Raw genomic sequence first — 1570 nt, forward strand, 5'->3', positions numbered from 1 at the left:
AAATAGCTCAGGACGATAAGGACTGTTTCGCTCATAAACGAACCCGGAACAGTGGTCAGCTTACATCCTGAAGGGAAAAACGGTGCAAAGGAATGCGACATCCGGGTGAGTTGGCGGGCAGAAAGAGGATGCATTTCGCATCCTCCGAACCACATAAGGCAGGTGATTAACGGCGGTATTCGCCAGCGGCTTCCGGCTGGTAGATAAGTTCGAGAACTTCGATATCCGTGGTGCTGCCGCCCGGTAGTTCCCAGTGAATACTGTCTCCCACCTGTAACCCCAGCAGCGCCGCGCCAACGGGGGCCAGTACGGACAGCTGGCTTGCGCTGTCGGTCATTTGCGCCGGATAGACCAGCGTACGCGTGCGCACCTCGCCGCTTTTCAGTTCACGAAATTTCACCGTACTGTTCATCGTGACTACATTGGCAGGTATTGCCTCTGGCGCACACATTTGCGCGCGATCCAGCTCATCATTCAGCGCCTGCGCAACCGGCAGGCTGGCATGAGCGGGTTGCTCCAGCAGGCGGTCAATCCGCTCGGCATCAAGTTCATTGATAATAATTGCAGGTCTGGACATCTCTTACTCCATGTCGTGTGGCGAAATCCCGCCCGATTAATCCAAAAGAAAAACCCTCGCCGTCTGGCAGCGAGGGTTTTTCTTATCGGATGATACTGAGACTGTTGGCCACTTTGAAGTGACAACGCTCACATTTGCCGGTTTAAAGGGGTTTAATAACCGGCGCGGTCGATAATAAACGTTTTACCGCAGTTGCCCGGATGCGGCTGGGGCAGCAGCGTGTGTGCTGAGAGCGGGCTATTAACCTGTCGGGCATCAATAGCAATCTGCATTTCTGTCAGGTAGGCCGGGTTGCCGTCGCAGGTGAGCTTCACCGCTTTGATATTTTTCTCTCCCCACGCCTCGCTCACGGCGGCGTCGAACTGGCTGCGGGTCACCTTTTTGCCATAGTTCTGCGCCAGGAACACGCCTACGGCGCTCTGCTTCACCTCTTCGTTCATGCGTACCATCGTGCCGAACAGGACATCCGGATCGAAGCCAAAACAGACACCGTGTTTGGCATATTCATAGCGCTCCAGACAGGAGTTGCCGCCCGCGCCGGGCATCACGCCGTTGAGCTTATTGGCCATCTCCAGCGACAGCCCCGTCTCGGCGGCGGCGCATTTGCGGCTCGCTTTCGCCTCCGGCATGTTTGGAACAGGGCGGGTCGCGCAGCCGTAACGCATCCAGCGGCGCTCATCGACGCCGCGCGCGGCGACAGACTTCGGCAGGCTGGGCCACAGCCCGTGCACCGTCAGGAAATTGCTTTTTTGCGCCAGCTCTTTTTGCAGGCGGCATTCGTCAGGTTCGTTGCGGTCTCTGTCATGCTGGCTCTGGCAAAAGCCCGTTTGCCAGGAGAGGGCCAGCACGTAGCGGTCAAAATCGCCGTACTGCCTGGCGACAAGCTCTTCCGCCTGGGCTGAGGTGAGTGACAGCATCGCCGTGGCGACACCCAGACTGGCGACGAGTCCCTTTCTGAACATTTCTAATCCTGATAGATGTGTTTGGATAATT

General features: G+C 57.1%; 2 protein-coding genes. Both read right to left on the minus strand.

What is annotated here, in order from left to right; genetic code table 11:
- Positions 1–166: 166 nt before the first annotated feature.
- The gene (gene rnk / locus ENTHG_RS00010; protein WP_044171967.1) at positions 167–577 is read right to left on the minus strand and encodes a nucleoside diphosphate kinase regulator; all 411 of its coding nucleotides are present in this window, start codon (positions 575–577) and stop codon (positions 167–169) included.
- A gap of 152 nt (positions 578–729) precedes the next feature.
- Positions 730–1539, minus strand: a complete 810-nt coding sequence (gene rna, locus ENTHG_RS00015) for a ribonuclease I (RefSeq protein ID WP_044171969.1) — start codon at positions 1537–1539, stop codon at positions 730–732.
- Between the last annotated feature and the right edge of the window lie 31 nt (positions 1540–1570).

This window comes from Phytobacter massiliensis JC163 (assembly GCF_000321045.1).
GTDB lineage: Bacteria > Pseudomonadota > Gammaproteobacteria > Enterobacterales > Enterobacteriaceae > Phytobacter_A > Phytobacter_A massiliensis.

Bases quoted from the DNA above. Each gene is read 5' to 3' on its own strand.
- rnk (WP_044171967.1), bottom strand. From the start codon at position 577: ATGTCCAGACCTGCAATTATTATCAATGAACTTGATGCCGAGCGGATT.
- rna (WP_044171969.1), bottom strand. From the start codon at position 1,539: ATGTTCAGAAAGGGACTCGTCGCCAGTCTGGGTGTCGCCACGGCGATG.